Origin of the sequence: Rhizobium sp. P44RR-XXIV (assembly GCF_001999485.2) — a bacterium.
Classification (GTDB): Bacteria; Pseudomonadota; Alphaproteobacteria; order Rhizobiales; family Rhizobiaceae; genus Rhizobium.
Window position 1 is genome coordinate 215,904 of sequence record NZ_MPVZ02000029.1, and the last position, 13,288, is coordinate 229,191.

At 59.1% G+C, this 13,288-nt stretch carries 9 protein-coding genes, 1 tRNA gene and 1 pseudogene; 2 read left to right on the plus strand and 9 right to left on the minus strand.

Features of this window, described 5'->3' with window-relative positions:
* Positions 1–10: 10 nt before the first annotated feature.
* Positions 11–1,249, minus strand: a complete 1,239-nt coding sequence (gene serA, locus BSK43_RS27090) for a phosphoglycerate dehydrogenase (RefSeq protein ID WP_077467862.1) — start codon at positions 1,247–1,249, stop codon at positions 11–13.
* Positions 1,250–1,604: 355 nt separating this feature from the next.
* Here serA and BSK43_RS27095 point away from each other — a divergent pair, with 355 nt between their 5' ends.
* A complete protein-coding gene (locus BSK43_RS27095) occupies positions 1,605–2,513 on the plus strand; it encodes a heparin lyase I family protein (RefSeq protein WP_077467863.1) in 909 nt (302 codons plus the stop codon).
* A gap of 83 nt (positions 2,514–2,596) precedes the next feature.
* Here BSK43_RS27095 and BSK43_RS35855 read toward each other — a convergent pair whose 3' ends face one another.
* From BSK43_RS35855 to BSK43_RS27110, 4 genes are all read right to left on the minus strand, one after another.
* The gene (locus BSK43_RS35855; protein WP_246662701.1) at positions 2,597–3,382 is read right to left on the minus strand and encodes a L,D-transpeptidase; all 786 of its coding nucleotides are present in this window, start codon (positions 3,380–3,382) and stop codon (positions 2,597–2,599) included.
* 239 nt (positions 3,383–3,621) lie between these two features.
* The gene (locus BSK43_RS27105; RefSeq protein ID WP_077467864.1) at positions 3,622–5,028 is read right to left on the minus strand and encodes an RtcB family protein; all 1,407 of its coding nucleotides are present in this window, start codon (positions 5,026–5,028) and stop codon (positions 3,622–3,624) included.
* Positions 5,029–5,249: 221 nt separating this feature from the next.
* A tRNA-Pro gene (locus tag BSK43_RS35235) sits at positions 5,250–5,401 on the minus strand.
* Between the two features lie 558 nt (positions 5,402–5,959).
* The gene (locus BSK43_RS27110) at positions 5,960–7,516 is read right to left on the minus strand and encodes an RNA-binding protein (protein WP_077467865.1); all 1,557 of its coding nucleotides are present in this window, start codon (positions 7,514–7,516) and stop codon (positions 5,960–5,962) included.
* A gap of 210 nt (positions 7,517–7,726) precedes the next feature.
* Here BSK43_RS27110 and rtcR point away from each other — a divergent pair.
* Positions 7,727–9,346, plus strand: a pseudogene (gene rtcR / locus BSK43_RS27115) (RNA repair transcriptional activator RtcR).
* Positions 9,347–9,379: 33 nt separating this feature from the next.
* On the opposite strand, the gene ugpC reads toward rtcR, so the two are convergent.
* The 4 genes from ugpC to BSK43_RS27135 are packed head-to-tail and all read right to left on the minus strand — an operon-like array spanning position 9,380 to position 13,233.
* Positions 9,380–10,486: a sn-glycerol-3-phosphate ABC transporter ATP-binding protein UgpC gene (gene ugpC, locus BSK43_RS27120; protein ID WP_077467866.1), complete on the minus strand. Its 1,107-nt coding sequence runs from the start codon at positions 10,484–10,486 to the stop codon at positions 9,380–9,382.
* 1 nt (position 10,487) lies between these two features.
* Positions 10,488–11,534 carry an NAD(P)-dependent alcohol dehydrogenase gene (locus BSK43_RS27125; RefSeq protein ID WP_077467867.1) on the minus strand — a complete coding sequence of 349 codons (1,047 nt, stop codon included), beginning with the start codon at positions 11,532–11,534 and terminating at the stop codon, positions 10,488–10,490.
* 14 nt (positions 11,535–11,548) lie between these two features.
* Positions 11,549–12,370 carry a carbohydrate ABC transporter permease gene (locus BSK43_RS27130; RefSeq protein WP_068393574.1) on the minus strand — a complete coding sequence of 274 codons (822 nt, stop codon included), beginning with the start codon at positions 12,368–12,370 and terminating at the stop codon, positions 11,549–11,551.
* Positions 12,367–13,233: a sugar ABC transporter permease gene (locus BSK43_RS27135; RefSeq protein WP_077467868.1), complete on the minus strand. Its 867-nt coding sequence runs from the start codon at positions 13,231–13,233 to the stop codon at positions 12,367–12,369. Before BSK43_RS27135 ends, BSK43_RS27130 begins: the two co-directional genes overlap by 4 nt.
* Between the last annotated feature and the right edge of the window lie 55 nt (positions 13,234–13,288).

Genomic DNA, 13,288 nt, shown 5'->3' on the forward strand with positions numbered 1-13,288 from the left:
TCCGCCGGCGTCAGTAGAGCAACCGAGCTCTCACAGTTCCCGGAATTTTGCGAAGCGCATCCAAGATCTCGTCCGCCGTCTGGCCGACGCCTTCGGCTTCGATGACCACATAGCCTGTTTCGCCATAGGTCTGCAGGAACTCACCGACGATATTGAGCGAGCGGGACGAAAAGATCGTGTTCAGACTGTTCAGCATGCCAGGACGATTTTCATGAACATGGATGAAACGCGTGCCGTTCGAGCGTGGCGGCAGCTGAACCTGGGGAAAGTTGACGGCGCCCAGTGTCGAGCCGATGTCGGAATACTCCACGAGCTTCCGGGAGACTTCCCTTCCGATGCGCTCCTGGGCTTCTTCAGTTGATCCGCCGATATGCGGCGTGAGAATTACATTGTTCAACCCCTGCAGCGGCGTTTCGAAGCGCTCGTTATTTGATGCCGGCTCCTTCGGAAACACGTCCACAGCCGCGCCTGCGAGATGACCGTCTTTCAGAACCTTCGCAAGTGCATCGAGGTCGACCACGGTCCCGCGGGAGTTGTTGATGAAAATGGCGCCCTTCTTCATACGGCGCAGCTCGATCTCCGTGATCATGTTCTGCGTCGAGCTGGTCTCTGGAACGTGCATCGTCACGAAGTCCGAGATTTCGAGCAGCTCACCGAGTGTCGCCATCGATTCGGAGTTGCCGTGGCGAAGCTTGTCCGAGGGGTCGAAGTAACGCACGTTCATGCCCATGCTTTCCGCAAGAACGCTGAGCTGCGAACCGATATTGCCGTAGCCCACGATGCCGAGCGTCTTTCCACGCATCTCGCGGCTGCCTTCGGCAGACTTGTCCCAGCCGCCTTCATGGGCCGAAGTCGAACGCGGGAAAATCCGCCTTGTCAGCATGATGATCTCGCCGATCACAAGCTCGGCGACCGAGCGCGTGTTCGAATAGGGCGCATTGAAAACCGGGATCCCGCGTCGGCGGGCCGCATCCAGATCGACCTGATTTGTCCCTACAGAAAAGCAACCGACCGCCATGAGCTTTCTGGCGGAACTAAAAATTTCCTCCGTCAGCTGGGTGCGTGAGCGAATTCCGATAATATGCGCCTCGGCGATGAGGTTTTTGAGATCCTTGTCATCAAGCGCCTTTGGCAAGTGCGTGAGGTTGACGTAACCGGACGACGAAAAGTAGTCCACGGCGCTCTGGCTGATGCCTTCGAGCAGAAGCACGGAAATTCGATCGCGCGGAAGAGAAAGTTGGATGGTCATTGAATTGCTTTCGGGTCTCGAATTCGACAAGGCCAAGGTCGCCTGGGGGCGGTAGTGCTAGCAGATATTTCAAAACGTTTTGCGACCATCCGGCGGGCAGCGCAAGAGTAAACTCAAGTCCGATGGTAAACGTGCTCGCTGGGCATCGCTACCTTGATCATGGTCGCCCAACTGGTGGATTCGCCCTGGAATGGAATTGCGATCTCCCGATCGCATGGCTTCAACCTAGCTACTCTTGACTTGTATTGCGTGGCCGGTAGAGCTGCATTCGAGGCTTCACGACCACAGAGTCGTCCAAGAAAGCTGGCTTGAGCCACTACTTCGCAGACCCCGCATTCTCTCCCGCAAAAGGTTGATGATGATGCCCCTGAAGATGCTGCAGCTTGCCTTCGTTCTATTGTGCCTGGGCGCCTCGAACGGATCGGAGGCCTTGGCACAGGATGCAATGCCCACGCTCTCGGGCAGCTTTGCCGACCTGTGTGCCGCCGACAGCGAGCATCCATCGAAGCTTTGGAAGATCAGCAGCAGGCTGGACCCTGCACTATGGAGGTCGCGTATCGTTTGCGATCCTTCTTCTCCCGCCAGGCCGATATTGCGTCTCACCGTGCATCCAGGGGACGCCCCCGACCAAAGTGTCGGCGACGCGCCAACCGAACGGGTGGAAATCCAGATCAGGAAGCAGGTCATCAAATTCGACAGGCCGACCTGGTATCACTTTGCCTTTCGGCTGGAAGCTCCCTGGCGAGGGCTTGGCAACCGCACCGTCATCCATCAGGTGAAGCAGAATATTCCGACTGAGGAGACAAAGCCTCTCGGAATGTGCCAGGCGGCAAACCCGCTCTTCAAGATAGAGGCCATACCGACTGAGACGGGCGCGAATTTCGTTGCCAAGGTGAGGGGAAGCGCCGACTGCAATGCCGGTCAATCCAGGATAGTTTGCGGGCCGTGGCATCTGAATCTGGGTGAATGGAATGATGTGAACGTAATGCTCAAACCCAGCCTGACGGAGGGAGAAAGCGCCTTAAAGGTCTATCTCAACGGCCGTGACTGCGACATCTCTTACACAGGGCGCCTTGGCTTTCTCGATCATGGCATGCGGGATCAGGACGGCCACCCCTTCATCGACACTCAACCGCGCTTCGGGATCTATCGGGACACGCTGCCTGATGTGACGCAATCCATCGACTTCGCGGATATTCAGTTCTGGTCGACGGACCCTTCCAGTGATCCCGCCTGGTCAAAATCAACCGTATCGGCCAAGTGAGTATCACGGGCTGGTTTCGACATCTTGCGCGAAATCGGCGTGACCTTTCCGGATTGGCAGTCCCCGGCAGCGCCGGGGCGCTATCAAAGTACCACGACCTTGGTACCCACGCCGACCCGGCCATAGAGGTCCATCACATCAGGATTTGCCATGCGGATGCAGCCGGAGGATACGGCCTTGCCGATCGAGTTCGGCTCGTTGGTGCCGTGGATGCGGTAGAGGGTGGAGCCGAGATAAAGCGCTCTTGCTCCAAGAGGATTGTTGAGGCCGCCCTCCATATGGTCAGGTAGCTCCGGCCGGCGCGCGATCATTTCCTTGGGCGGCGTCCAGCTCGGCCACTCCGCCTTGCGGCTGATCGTCTCCGTGCCTTTCCACGCAAAACCCTGCTTGCCGACACCGATACCGTATTTGACGGCGGTTCCGTCGTTAAGCACAAGGTAGAGGCGCTTTTCCTTGGTGGAGATCACGATCGTGCCGGGGTCGTAGCCGGAAAAGGGGACAACCTTGCGCGGGATGGGTGACTGCGCAAGGCTCGCCCGCCTGTCATCCTTGAGACCGGAATTGAGCTGGGGAGAGGCTGCGCCCGAATCGACCGAACCTCGCCGCTGTGAACGGGGCGGCGGCGGGAAATCGCCGTCTTCGTCGTCATAATAGCCGTAGCGATCGCCCCGATAGTAGTAGTCATCGTTTAAACGCGGATCATCGCGATAGCGCGGCGGCGGCGCCTGACGCAAGTAGCGGGGAGGTGCATAGCCATAATCCGGCTCGTCGCCATAGTCAGGCAGATATCTCCATTCCTGAGCATGTACCGAGACGCCTGCCATCAGTACGGCCAGAACGGGCAAAAGAACCAATTTCACAGTCTTCATGTCACAACCAATTTCCCGAAGAACGCACGGGTCTGCGCCCCGCCTTGGCGGGGTATGTGCCGCCGACAATTCCGGAAACGGCGGGCGTAATTGTGGCAATACAGCTTCAAAGCTGTGATTTTCCGGCCTGTGGAGTATTTGGCTTTTCGCCAGTCGATCAAGCGAACGCCAAAATGACGGGAAGGGGCAGATCGAGACGGTCATCGGAGGGAAGGCGGGTTTGCCGCCTTCCCCCATGTTTATTGGCGCTTCTTTCGCCATGGTGCAGTCTTCTGCCAGTCGCCGGCCATGATACTCCCGTACGGGATCACCTCATCGACCACTTCGGCCAAGCCATAATGGTTGATCTGCGCCCGCACGTTCGCAGCGTTCTTGTAGGCGCTCGGCAGTTCCGACACATCCGCGAAACCGGAGAAGAAGCGCGCGTCCAGGCCGCTTGTTTCCTTCTCCAGAATAGCCGCGATGTTGTTCGGGCTCAGGCCTCGCGAATCTGCGCCATACTCAGCAGACAACTGCCTCATATGCGCGCTGCGCGAAAAGTTGCGGCCGGCGCCATGCGGCGAGAAGCCGAGACCATGGGCAACGTTCGACCCGCGTACGATCAGGATCGGCTCCGCCATGTTGAGCGGAATGATGGTCAGATCGGTCGCGTCGTCAGCCCAGTTGTCGAAGGCAGGCGTCGCACCCTTTCCGTGGTAGAACAGCCCGTCCGACTTGCGGAAGACGAAGTTATGTTCGTTCCAGAAGCGGTCTGCGACCTTGGCCGACAGCCTTTCCGCCGCCATGTCGTGCAGCGCATAGTGGTTTTCCTTCGTCCACTGGCGGATCGTCTGCAGCGCCGACCAGTAGAAGTCACCTTCCTCCGTATCCGCCGGAATCCAGGCATTCTCCCTGTGCGTCTCGGGCGAGATGCGCTCGCGAAACCGGTTGGCGACCTTCATACCCTTGTCGTAGAGCCGGGCACCCGGTGCTCGCGATCCGTGATGGGTCACAAGCGCGGTTTCACCGGTCGACTTCATCGTTCCGACATAGGCGAAATGATTACCGTCGCCCTGGGTTGCGAAATGCTCGATCCCGACGCTCAGCGCACCGTCGCGCAGGTATGGGTTCTGCTCGAAGGCTGAAAGCGTAGCGTCTGAAGGCTTCAGCTGCGCGCCGCGCGGACGGCCGCCAGGGCCGAAATGCGTCACCGCATGCACGGCATCCAGCAGCGACTTCGGATCCACGCCCGGAAAAATCGAGATCGCCATCGAGCAGCAGATGTCGGCCGAATGCATACCCGGATGGATCGCTTCGGATGCGACCACACCGCCGACCGGAATCGTTCCGACCGGACCAGCCGGGCAAGCATCCGGCATGATCGCCGCGGCCCGAACGACGGGCGTGCGCACGAGCGCGCGCATCGTCGCATTCACCTTTTCCACATTGTCCTGCTCGAATGCGTTTTCAGCACGGATGTTGGAATAGATCTCGATGTCGTTGTCCGCCTTCAAGGCTAGAGTTGGCCCCGGCTCAAATGCCTTTGCCGCTTCCAGGGCATCCGTCACGGAGCCCCCCTTGCTCAAGACCGCGTTGGCCGCGTCAAGGGCCGGGCGAAACCACTTCCCCTGGCTCATGCCGGCATCGATCAAATCCTGTCCGCTCATTACCGTTGTCATTGTCTTTTCTGCGTCCGCAGTCCTTCTTGTTCAGTTGCTTTTCTTCACACCGCCTGGGCGACAAGCGTAGCCGGAGATCTATCTCACCGCACGCATTCCACGAATGGCGCTATGCGGCCCCTGTAGTCACCGGCGGCATTCGCCCAGGCTCGTCTTCATCATCCCGGCGACGACATTTGGCAGGACAGTTTACTGAGCTACGCGCTCCCTGGGGAACGCGGGATGATTTGAACATCCGACCTGCCCACCGAAATCCGGCGGGCTGCTCTATCCCTGTAGTCCTGCCGGCATTCGCCGGGCATTTCCTTCATTTCAGCCCCGACAACAAATTTGGCAGGACAGTTTACTGAGCTACGCATTCCCTGGGGAACACGGGATGACTTGAACATCCGACCTGCTTGCCGAAAATCCGGCAAGCCGCTCTACCTGTAGTCCTGCCGGCATTTGCCGGGATAGTTCGTTCCTACCGGGTAGGAACTTACAGCGGCGACGAGGATGGACGAAACCGGATGGCCCCGCTCGTGCCATAGAGCGTATGCCCAGGAGGAGTCGAACCTGCCAGACCATCCAACTTTGGAGGCTGTAGTTCCGTCCGGCATTCGCCGCTTTTTCAGCCATGGCGACAAGTGACCAAAGAAACTTCCGCTACCAAGGAGACATTCAGTCCCTTGCAGGGTTCGAACCTGCCGCGGCCATGTAGTTTCTTTTGCATTCGCCATGTCATTCCATTCGTCCGTGATGACGAGGTGTGGTGAAACGTCCTGCTCTATCCGCTGAGCTACGGGTCCATGAACTGGAGGACCCGACGGGATTCGAACCCGCGACCTGGAGGGTAATAGCCTGTAGTTTCATCCGGCATTCGTCACGGCCCCCCGCATCGTTCACGGCGGCGCGGGGGGTAGTGCTTCTTGTGAGCTCGTCAGAGCTCGATCGCCTCGATGGCTTTCACCCAGCCATCCGAGCCGTTGGTGTCGGCTGCGAAAGCCGCGATCACTCCATAGACGGCGTCCGAGAACCCGCCGATGTTGAGCACGTCTTCCCGCGTCGTTGCCTGTGTGGTGGCGTGGGGCTGGACATCGAGACAAACCAGCTTTGCAGCCGGATTATTCCCCTTGATCCTCGCCCATTCCGTCATCACAGCGGTCGGCTGGCCATTCTTGCGTGCGTCCACCCAGGATTCGTTATCCGAGATGAACACCACGAGATCAACCTTCGCCTTCTCGTTTGCGAGCCTCTTCAACGGTGCGGAGCAATTCGTTCCGCCGCCGCCGATTTTCGCCAGCTTGTCGGCATTGGTCATCACCGAATCCCGCTTGTTGAGACTGACGTGCACGACGTCATTCTCGAACGGCAGGACCCGTGCCTTCGGATTGCGCTGCAGGAATGCCGCGGTCATGAGACCTGCAACATCGATGCAACGGACCGAGGACGTCGCGCCCTTCCGGTGACCGGTTACGGGCGAGCCCATGGAACCCGAAACGTCGGGGCAAAGCACAACATTGCCCGTCAGCGACGGCACGTTGGCAATGGCGATATCCATCGCATCCTGAAGCGCATCCCGCACGACATCCGGAACCTGGCCGTCGACCATCTTCCACGCCATCATCAGCTGATAGGGGAAGACCTTCGCCTTGCGGATTTCCTCCGGATCGGCAAGCCGCGCCGCCAATGCCTCGGCGAAACCCCTGACCTCGAACACGCCGTTGCGTGCAAAGGTATTGAGGTTCTGCCGCACCATCTGCCAGCCGCCCTTGCGGGCGATCTCGACCCAATGCTCCCGCGTCAGCGGCAGCGAGGTCAGCATCTGGAACGGCACGTCCGGCACCGGGCAGGTCTGGTCGCGTCGAAACGCTTCCAGTGCCTTGACGAGTTCCGGCAGCGCCGCGTAGTCGTGCGGCTTGCCGATCGCCCAGGCATAGAGCGCCTTGCGCTCCTCCGTCGCCGGCTTCGGATGCACCATGCGGATCACGTCGGCAAGCGAAGGGTCGTTTCCGACCATCGCACGCAGGATCTGCTCGGTGCTCGCCCGTTCGAGCCAAGCCTGCACGACCTTCTTCGGGCGCGTGCCGAGTGACTTTCGACCGGTGGCCCCAGAGCGCATGACCTGCACGAAGCCGCGCAGCATCTTGCCGCTCTTCACCACCCGAGGAAATGCACGGGCGAAGGCATCGCTCTGAAGGCTGGAAAGCATGGCGAGCAGCGTCACCGGCATGTCCTTCATGTGACCCTTTTCAGCGGCATAGATAGCGACCTTGGCGAGAAATTCCGGCTCGACCTGAAGGGCGAGCGTCTTTACCGCATCGAGTTGCTCGGCTCCATCCGCATAGAAGGTGCCGTTGAACGTGCCGGTCACAGCGTATTGAGCCAGCGCTTCGTGCGGCGTCAGCCGATAGGCCGGCGCAGCTTCATGATTTTTTGTGTCCGTTCCCGGAAGCAGTTTTCCGAGGTAGGTTTTGAAGATTGCCTTGTTGACCATGACAGCACCTCTTGTTTCTTTCGTGCCAGATACATTTCAAGACGCGTGCCAGTTTGGGGAGAGGAGCGAGAGATTTGTGAAAATTTCTTTTATCATATTGTTTTAAAATGAGAAATTTTTATACGTCCTCGAACGTGAGTACGGTTTGCTAAAAATCCAATCCCGATTATATTATCTTATCCTATAGAGTTTTATAACTTTGGATAAGCCATGAAGCGTCGCGTCGCCATCAGCATATTGGGAACCGTCCTGGATGCGGGGAAATGGGAAAACCGCTGGAGCCGCTGGCGACCCACCGTTGCGCTTTGCCAGCAACCGGGCCTGTTCATCGATCGGCTTGAGTTAATCCATGACGATCGCTCGCAACCCCTTTGCAATCGTATTGTCGGCGATATCGGTGCGGTGGCGCCGGCGACGGAGGTGCGCAGCAACGTCATCAACTTTAGGGATCCCTGGGATTTTTCGGAGGTCTATACGAACCTCCGGGACTTTGCCCGCAACTATAGCTTCGACCCCGAAACGGAAGACTATCTCGTCAACATCACCACCGGCACCCATGTGGCGCAGATCTGCTGGTTTCTGCTGACCGAAGCCCGCATCATCCCCGGCAGGATTCTGCAGCTTTCGCCGCCTCGCGATCGCGAGCCAGAGCAGAACTTCGCCGGCACGCATCGGATCATCGACCTCGACCTGTCACGCTATGACGAGATCGCCAAGCGCTTCGCTTCGGAGCGCGAAGATGCGGCGTCCTTCCTGAAATCGGGGATTTCGACCCGGAACGCCGCCTTCAACAGAATGATCGACGAAATCGAAAGGGTGGTGATCCGCTCGACGGCGCCCGTTCTGCTGACTGGACCGACCGGCGCCGGCAAATCGCAGCTCGCACGCAGGATCTATGAGCTGAAAAAAAGCCAGCGCAAGATCAGTGGCCCGTTCATCGAGGTCAACTGCGCGACCCTGCGCGGCGACCAGGCCATGTCCACCCTGTTCGGCCATGTGAAGGGAGCGTTTACCGGCTCGGCCGGCGAACGCGCCGGCTTGCTCAAGGCCGCCGACAAGGGTGTGCTGTTCCTTGACGAAATTGGCGAGCTTGGTCTTGACGAGCAGGCCATGTGCTTGCGTGCCATCGAGGAATAGAGGTTCCTCCCCGTCGGTGCCGACCGGGAAACGTCAGCAGATTTCCAGCTGCTTGCCGGCACCAATCGCGATCTCGGTGACGATGTCCGCAAGGGTAGGTTCCGCGAAGATCTCTATGCCCGGCTCAATCTCTGGACTTTCCAGCTGCCGGCCTTGCGTGAGCGCAAGGAGGACATAGAACCCAATCTCGACTTCGAACTCAGGCGCTATCTGGAACGTGAAGGCGAGAACATCACCTTCAACAGGGAAGCGCGAGAACGCTATCTTGCCTTCGCGACCGGCCCACAGGCCGTCTGGAGCGCCAACTTCCGTGACCTGTCAGCCTCGGTCACGCGTATGGCGACGCTTGCGCCGCACGGGCGCATCACGACCGACGTCGTTGATGATGAAGTCCGACGGCTCAACGCGTTTTGGCGCAGTTCGAGCGATGGCGGCGGGCCGGATCTGATCATTGAAGACGTGTTGGGCGCGGAAGCTGCTGCACGCCTCGATCACTTTGACGCAGCGCAGCTTGCCACTGTTCTTCATGTCTGCCGCGAACATGCGACAGCGAGCGCTGCCGGCAGAGCCTTGTTCGCGGTCTCGCGATTGGAAAAAAAGAGCAGCAATGATGCGGATCGCTTGACCAAATATCTTGCCCGTTTCGAGCTCCGTTTCGAAGATGTCAGGAAGAAGGGCCAGCCGGCTGGCTGAGAAGCATCCATGGCTCGCTCGACCCGAGCGAGCTTACTGGGTTGCCCCTCCAGCATCATCTTCTCTTAGACTTACACCGCTCTGCGCATCGAAAAGATGCAGCCGTGATTCCAGGAGGGAGAAGCTGACCTGATCTCCCGGTTTTGCACGGCTAGAAGCCTTGACGAGTGCTCCTATCTCGATATCGCCGTGGGTGAAGGTGATCAGCGCGTCATTGCCGTGAAATTCGATCAGGTTTGCGGTTCCGGACAAAACGTTCACATCGGCCCCGTTTGAGACCAGAAGATCGGCAGGCCGGATGCCGAGGGTCGCCTTCTGGCCGTGTTGCAGCCGGAAGCCATGGCCTTCGATCCTGAAATTGATGCCGTCTCCGACGAGAAGCCAACCGTCTTCCACCTGATGTATGACGACGTTGAGGAAGTTCATGTTCGGCGTGCCGATGAACCCGGCAACGAAGAGGGTGCGGGGCTTTTCATAGATCTCGGCAGGCGTGCCGACCTGCTCGATTGCGCCGGCCCGCATCAACACGATCCTGTCGGCAAGCGTCATGGCTTCGAGTTGATCGTGGGTGACATAGACGGTTGTCGTCTGGAGCTTTTGATGCAGTCTCGCGATCTCCACCCGCATGTGATGTCTGAGCTTGGCGTCGAGATTGGAGAGCGGCTCGTCGAAGAGGAAGACCTTTGGTGTTTTGATCATGGCGCGCGCGATCGCCACGCGCTGTTGCTGTCCGCCGGATAGTTCGGCCGGCTTGCGGGCGAGATAGGGCTCCAGGCCGAGGGTTGCCGAGACGGCCTTGATGCGCTCGTCGATCTGGTCCTTCGGCACCTTCATCCGCTTGAGGCCGAAGGCGATGTTGTCGTAGATGGTCATGTGGGGGTAAAGCGCATAGTTCTGAAAGACCATCGCCACTCCCCTGTCGCGTGGTTCGAGGTCGTTGACCTCTTTGCCGCCGATCGACACCGTGCCACCGGAGATCTCCTCAAGTCCGGCAATCATCCGCAGCAAAGTGGATTTTCCGCATCCGGAGGGGCCGAGGAAGACGATGAATTCGCGATCCGAGACGTCGAGATTGAAGTTGTTGATGACGTTGATGGCGCCGTAGCTCTTGTCGATATTGGCACAGACGATATTCGACATCTCAGTTCCCCTCGCTTTCCATCACGATCTGCAGCTTGACATCGGTGGGTCTTCCAGAGGCCGCACGCTCGAATGCCCCAATGCTGTCGCTGAATTTGAAGGTCTCGGTGATGAGTGGGTTCAGGTCGACCTTGCCCGAGGCAATGAGCTGGAGGGCGCGATCGAAAATGTTGGCGTAACGGAAAACGGTCTCGATCCGGACTTCCCTGGCGATTGCTCCGGATACGTCGAAGACCACAGGCTCTACCGGCAGGCCGACCATAACCAGCGCGCCGCCCGGGCGAACGAGATCGAAGAGACCGTTATAGGCCTTCGGACTGCCACTCGCTTCAAAGACGATATCCGCCCCCCAGCCCTCGGTGGAGGATTGAATGACATCGTTCAGGGATTGCTTGCCGATATTGACGGGAATGATCCCCGGGTACCGGCCTGCGATTGCGAGCTTTTCGGCGCTGAAGTCGGAGATGTAGACGCGGCTGCAGCCGCCGGCGAGCGCCGCAAGAGCAACCATGATGCCGATGGGACCGCAGCCAATCACGGCCGCGACGTCGCCGGGAACGATCCGTGCTCGCGCGGCAGCCTGCATGCCGATCGCAAACGGCTCGACCATCGCGCCTTCGGCGAAGGTTACATTGTCCGGTAACTTGTAGGTGAAGGCAGCGGGATGGACGACGAAGGGCGTGAGGACGCCATGGATCGGCGGCGTCGCCCAAAAGCGGACACTCGGATCGACATTGTAGATGCCGAGCTTCGAGGCGCGGGAGGACAGATCGGGTATGCCGGGCTCCATGCAGACACGGTCGCCCGGCTGCAGGTTTGTGACATTCCGGCCGACTTCAACGACCGTGCCGGCGGCCTCGTGGCCGAGCACCATCGGCTCGCGCACCACGAAGGAGCCGATGGCGCCATGGGTGTAATAGTGGACATCGCTGCCGCAAATGCCGACGGTGTGGATCTTGATCTTGACGTCGCCTGGGCCGAGTTCGAGCGGCAGGTCGATCTCCCTCAGGGATAGCTTGCCCTTTTGCTCGAGAACGAGAGCTTCCATATAGATAATCCTCTTTAAGATGACTTGCGCTTGAAGGCGCTATTGAGCAGCCCGCTCAGCACTCCGATGAAGAGCAGCGGGGGAATGGACAGAAGAACGACCGATGCGTTGAGAATGCCCCAGGGGACATCGCGGCCGAGCTGGGTAAGCTCGGATGCGACGATCGGCAGGGTCTTGGCATCGGAGGTCGTCAGCATGAGCGCAATCAGGAACTCGTTCCAAACCAGGACGAAAGCGAAGGCGATCGCACCGATCAGGGACCGCGAGGCAATCGGCAGCGCGATGCGGAAAAAGATGGCGAAGGGACCGTAGCCATCGACGCGCCCGGCCTCCTCGACCTCTTTCGGTACGCGCGCGAAGGCCGGAACACTAAGCCAGATGATGGTCGCGAGCGTCAGCAGCGTGTAGGTGACGATCATCGACAGCCTGGTATCGTAGAAGCCGAAATCCAGCCAGATCACCATCAGCGGAATGGCGACGGCAACCGGTGGCAGGAAGCGGAGCGACAGGACGAAGAACTGGATGTCCTTCGACCAGCGGTTCGGATAACGCGCGATTGCGTAAGCGGCTGGCAGCCCGAGGACCGTGCCGATGAGCACGGAAATGCCCGAGATCAGCACCGAGTTCGTCAGCCCGGCAAAGACACTGTCGCGCCCCAGCACATAGGCGAAATTGTCGAGCGTCGGCGTGAAGAAGAAGAGCGGCGTCGGCGTGACGATGTCGACGCGGTTCTTGAACGCGTTGAGCGTTGTCCAGAACAGCGGGAAAACGGCCGACAGTGCTGCCAATGCCAGGATGAGCTTGCCGACAAGACGGCCCGTGCGACGATTGCTCATATCTTCGCCCTCTTCCAGATGAAGGTGAATGCCACGGATGTCGCGATCATCATCAGGACCGCCATGCTCGACGCATAGGAAATGCGGCCGGATTCGATGAAGCCCTGAGAAAAGGCATACATATCCAGGGTCTCGGTCGAGATGCCCGGACCGCCGCGCGTCATCACATAGATCAGGTCGAAGGCGCGCAGCGACTCGATCATTTTGATGAATGCAAGCGAGATGAGCGGTGCCTTGAGCATGGGCAAGGCGACATAGGCATAGACTTCCCAGCTGCGCGCGTGATCGAGCCGCGCGGCTTCAAACGGCTGCGGCGGGAGGGTCTCGAGCAGCTTGAGGACAATGACCGAGAAGAAGAGACCCCATTGCCAGACATCGACCAGTGCGACCGTGCCAAGCGCCGTGGTGGCGTTCGAAAGCAGGTCCAAAGGCTGGCCCGTGATTGCCTTATACGGGTAGGTGATGATCCCATAGAGCGGATGAAAGGCGAATTTCCAGACAAAAGCCGCGGAAACGCGGGGAAGGATGACCGGGATCAGGAACAGTAGCGACAGCAGATTGCGCGTTTTCGCCGCCGTGCATTCAAACAGAAGGATGCCGAGGCCGATGGCGAGGACGAGGGTCAGAACCACCGTCAATGCTTCCCATTTGAGCGATACCTGAATGGCATTGAGAAAACGCCGATCGGAAAAGAGCGAAAGGTAGTTCGCAAGGCCGATGAACCGGCCATCCGGCCTGCTGAGCTCGCGATCCTCGAGGGAAATAACGATGGCATAGACCGTCGGCACGAAGGCCAATATTGCCAGGATGATCATGGCGGGCGTCAAAAAGACCGCCGGTAGTAATGTACGTTTGTTTTTCATGACTTACCTTCCGGCGGCCTTCGCACCGATGGACGGAAAGCCCGATGGGTGAAAC

Bases quoted from the DNA above. Each gene is read 5' to 3' on its own strand.
- serA (WP_077467862.1), bottom strand. From the start codon at position 1,249: ATGACCATCCAACTTTCTCTTCCGCGCGATCGAATTTCCGTGCTTCTG.
- BSK43_RS27095 (WP_077467863.1), top strand. From the start codon at position 1,605: ATGATGATGCCCCTGAAGATGCTGCAGCTTGCCTTCGTTCTATTGTGC.
- BSK43_RS35855 (WP_246662701.1), bottom strand. From the start codon at position 3,382: ATGAAGACTGTGAAATTGGTTCTTTTGCCCGTTCTGGCCGTACTGATG.
- BSK43_RS27105 (WP_077467864.1), bottom strand. From the start codon at position 5,028: ATGAGCGGACAGGATTTGATCGATGCCGGCATGAGCCAGGGGAAGTGG.
- BSK43_RS27110 (WP_077467865.1), bottom strand. From the start codon at position 7,516: ATGGTCAACAAGGCAATCTTCAAAACCTACCTCGGAAAACTGCTTCCG.
- ugpC (WP_077467866.1), bottom strand. From the start codon at position 10,486: ATGTCGAATATCGTCTGTGCCAATATCGACAAGAGCTACGGCGCCATC.
- BSK43_RS27125 (WP_077467867.1), bottom strand. From the start codon at position 11,534: ATGGAAGCTCTCGTTCTCGAGCAAAAGGGCAAGCTATCCCTGAGGGAG.
- BSK43_RS27130 (WP_068393574.1), bottom strand. From the start codon at position 12,370: ATGAGCAATCGTCGCACGGGCCGTCTTGTCGGCAAGCTCATCCTGGCA.
- BSK43_RS27135 (WP_077467868.1), bottom strand. From the start codon at position 13,233: ATGAAAAACAAACGTACATTACTACCGGCGGTCTTTTTGACGCCCGCC.